At 72.9% G+C, this 3,847-nt stretch carries 3 protein-coding genes; all 3 read right to left on the bottom strand.

Translation table 11 applies throughout. The annotated features are described in order from the left end of the window. Window positions 1-76: 76 nt before the first annotated feature. The 3 genes from HW445_RS21625 to HW445_RS21615 all read right to left on the bottom strand — a co-directional run bounded on the left by HW445_RS21625 (window position 77) and on the right by HW445_RS21615 (window position 3,563). Window positions 77-442 (bottom strand): hypothetical protein, encoded by a 366-nt coding sequence (locus HW445_RS21625; RefSeq protein WP_151771680.1) that lies wholly within the window; start codon window positions 440-442, stop codon window positions 77-79. Next, complete coding sequence (locus tag HW445_RS21620) at window positions 432-2,201, bottom strand: hypothetical protein (RefSeq protein ID WP_308799646.1); 1,770 nt, start codon at window positions 2,199-2,201, stop codon at window positions 432-434. Before HW445_RS21620 ends, HW445_RS21625 begins: the two co-directional genes overlap by 11 nt. 372 nt (window positions 2,202-2,573) lie before the next feature. Next, window positions 2,574-3,563, bottom strand: coding sequence for a malate dehydrogenase (locus tag HW445_RS21615; RefSeq protein ID WP_180222635.1), 990 nt, complete (start codon window positions 3,561-3,563; stop codon window positions 2,574-2,576). Between the last annotated feature and the right edge of the window lie 284 nt (window positions 3,564-3,847).

Here is a 3,847-nt window from a genome sequence, read left to right as displayed (position 1 = left end):
CCGACCGCGCCGGGCGGGTACTCCCACCGCTGCGCGTCCTCGTTCCAGCGCCGCGCGGCGCCTGCTCCTCCAGCGCTCATGACGCCCCGCCCACCCCCAGCAGCGCGGCCACCGCGGCGGCGGCCGAGATCCAGCTGGTGATGCCCTCGGCCGACTCCAGGCGCTCCCGGAGGCGGGCCCGGCGGCCCTCTCCCGCCCGGCCGGTGCGGGTGATCTCCTCCTCGGCCTCGTCGATGGCCTCGTTGATCCCGGTCACCGCGGGCGACTCCGGACGGCCGGACAGCTCGGACCTCAGCTCCCGGAGCGCCTCCAGCAGGTCCTGGTCCTCGACCCGCTCGCGGCCGGCCGCGTAGTGGTGGGACTCGGCGCGGGCGTGGCTGCCCACGGCGAACGTGCTCTTCGTGACCTTGCCGAAGCGGACGGCGGGCTCGTCACTGCTCATGACTGGTGGATCCCTTCTGCGGGGCCTTCCCGCCGGACGCGGCCGGGGCTCCGGCGGGGGCGACGGGGCCGGTGGAGGTGGAGGACGCGGTCGCGTGCTCACCGACGGCGAAGGTGCTGCCCTCGACGCTGTCGATGTGCACGCCGCCGTTGCTGACGTTGACGATCTGCTGGACGAACTCGTCGGTCTGGTAACCGCCGTCCGCCAGTGCCTGCCGCACCCCGTCGGCGATGCGGTCCTGCACGGCCTTCAGGTACCGGGCGGCGTCCATGCGCTGGAACAGCGAGCCGTCCACGGCGGCGCCCAGCTCGCGCACCGACAGGGACGGGCCCTCGGCGAGGGCCGCCGCGTTGCCCGCGGTCGCCAGCGTCCAGCTGTCGGCGAGGTACTTCCCGACGACGATCAGCGAGCGCACCAGGGAGCTGGGCACCCGGGCCACCGACCAGGCCGCCTTCGCGAGCAGGTTGGCGGACAGCAGGCGGTGCGCGGCACGGTCGACGTCCTGGAAGTCCTTGCGCACCGGCGCGAGGACGTGCGGAGCGACCTCGAGCATCAGGACCTTGCCCTGGGTGTGCACCCGTACGAAGACCGTGACGACGAGTTCCTCCTCCCAGCCGCCGACCCGGATCCGCAGGAAGTGGCGCCGCCGTTCGGCGCCCTCCTCCACCGATCCGTCGATGTGCTCGGCCAGCGGGGCGTCGCCGTAGGGCGCGTCGTCCCGGTGCCGCAGCCCTTCGGCCGGCAGGAACACGCACTCGTCGATCTCCAGGCCGCGCAGCCGGTCCCGGCTGGGCCGCCCGCCGTGCGGCGGCCTGCGCAGCTCCTCCAGCAGCGGCCGTACCCGGTCCAGCACCACCCGGTTGCTGATCGGCTCGGGCTTGCGCGTCCGGTCGGCCGGCCGCAGTTCGACGGCGAGGATCCAGGTGTCGACCGGTGTGCCCGCGCCGCAGAACGGCTGGGTCACGTTGTACATGACCAGGTTCTGGTGCTGCTCACGCCGGATGCGCCCCATCAGCCGCCGGAAGCGCGCGCCCTGCTGGAGTTCCGCGGGGTCGGCGGCGGCGTCGGGGAACCGTCCGGGCGAGAGCTCGTTGGCCACCGCCCGCGCGAACTGGCCCCGCTGGGCCGCCGCGCACAGCGCGAGAGCGGCCAGGACCAGGATCAGCAGCCAGGCCTGGGCCGTGGTGCCCGAGACCTGGCCCGTCCCGCTCAGGAGATCGGTGACGTCGCCGAACTCGAAGGAGGGGTCCCCGTATCCGTAGCCGGAGTCGCCGTAGCCGAACTCCCCGTACCCCGAACCGGTGTAGTCCGGCCCGCTCTCCTCGTCCCAGGAGCCGAGCGCCACGCCGAGGGTCGTGACGCCGAGCACGGCCAGGAACAGCCGGCCCCACCAGCGCATCACGAACGCCGGGATCCGCCGGTACAGCGGCGCGGTCCGGCCCTCCCCGCGCAGCCGGGCGGCCAGCGCCAGCAGCAGGCTGGGGAACAGGAACACGGCCAGCATGCCCTGGGTGATGAGCATCCCCACGCCCCACAGGGCGGTGATGCCCAGTGCCCAGGCGAGTTCGACGCGCCGGGCGCGCAGCGCGTGCGCCAGCACCCGGGCGGCGTCGAACCCGAGCGAGGGGGCGGCCACCCGCTGCTCGTTGAGCCAGAGTTCCTCGATCACCCGGTCGCGGTACCGGGCGTCCAGGTAGGTGCCCGCGCACAGCAGCCGGCCCGCCTCACTGGCGTGGGGCGCCACGACCGTCGGCCCCACGGCCGTGGGTGTCGCGCCGGCCGGCGTCACGGTCGTCGGAGACGCGGTCGTCGGAGCCGCGGTCGGTGACGCGGCTGTCGGAGCCGCCGGCTCGGGCGGCGGCTGCGGGTGGTCGGGCCCGGTGGGCTGCTGCGGGACTGACGGGACGGTCAAGCGGATCCCCCGGTGTGCGAACACGCCTGCCACGCTCTGCGTTTGCGGCGAACGGCAGTACGGATTACGGCAGTTGAATCGAGAAATCTAGGCGACGGGAGAGGCTGGTGCAACCGGGATCCGCATCGGGACGATCACGAACGGTCACCGGACGCACGACCGCCCCGGAGGCCCGTGAAAGGGCCGCCGGGGCGGTCGGGACGAGCGGTGCCGTCAGGCTCAGATGAGGCCCAGCGCACGCACGGCGTCGCGCTCCTCGGCCAGCTCGGCCACCGAGGCGTCGATCCGGGTGCGGGAGAACTCGTTGATGTCCAGGCCCTGGACGATCTCGTACTTGCCGTCCTTGCAGGTGACCGGGAAGGAGGAGATGAGGCCCTCCGGGACGCCGTAGGAGCCGTCCGACGGGATGGCCATGGAGGTCCAGTTGCCCTCCTCGGTGCCGTTGACCCAGGTGTGGATGTGGTCGATGGCGGCGTTGGCGGCGGACGCGGCGGAGGACGCGCCACGGGCCTCGATGATCGCGGCGCCGCGCTTGGCGACGGTCGGGATGAACTCCTCGGTCAGCCACTTCTCGTCGTTGACGACCTCGACGGCGCTCTTGCCGCCGATGGTGGCGTGGTGGATGTCCGAGTACTGGGTGGCGGAGTGGTTGCCCCAGATGGTCAGGCGCTTGATGTCGGAGACCGAGGTGCCCGTCTTCTTCGCGAGCTGGGTCAGCGCGCGGTTGTGGTCGAGGCGGGTCATCGCGGTGAAGCGCTCGGCCGGGACGTCCGGGGCGGAGGCCTGGGCGATCAGGGCGTTGGTGTTGGCCGGGTTGCCGACCACCAGGACGCGGATGTCGTCCGCGGCGTTGTCGTTGATGGCCTTGCCCTGCGGCTTGAAGATGCCGCCGTTGGCCTCGAGGAGGTCACCGCGCTCCATGCCCTTGGTGCGCGGGCGGGCGCCGACCAGGAGGGCGACGTTGGAGCCGTCGAAGGCGACGTTCGGGTCGTCGGTGATCTCGATGCCCTGGAGCAGCGGGAAGGCGCAGTCGTCGAGCTCCATGGCGGTGCCCTCGGCGGCCTTGAGCGCGGGGGTGATCTCCAGCAGGCGCAGCTTGACCGGCACGTCCGCGCCGAGCAGCTGACCGGAGGCGATGCGGAAGAGCAGGGCGTAACCGATCTGGCCGGCCGCGCCGGTGACGGTGACGTTCACGGGAGTGCGGGTCATGGCGTTCTCCGTATGACAGCAGGCGGTGGGGCGGTCCGCCCCGGGGTGCGGGGATCCCCGGCGCCTGTCGTGAGGCGGCACCCGGACGGTCGGTCCGGCTGCCCGCCATGGTGATCGATCAACGAGACAAATGATCGATCTCTTGGCGTCAAGAGATCCGGGCGTCAGGCTATCGCGCCTCCGCCGTCCCGCTATGTACGGGTGACTGTGGCCCGGCCCACAGGGCGCCCCCGCGACGGGCGTCGCCGCACGGCCGGGACCGGCCGCGCCGCGGGCCGTACATG

It is taken from the genome of Streptomyces sp. UH6 (assembly GCF_013421635.1).
Taxonomy (GTDB): Bacteria; Actinomycetota; Actinomycetes; order Streptomycetales; family Streptomycetaceae; genus Streptomyces; species Streptomyces abyssomicinicus.
The sequence above is the reverse complement of the archived record's forward strand: the minus strand, read 5'-3'. Positions and strand labels throughout refer to the sequence as shown.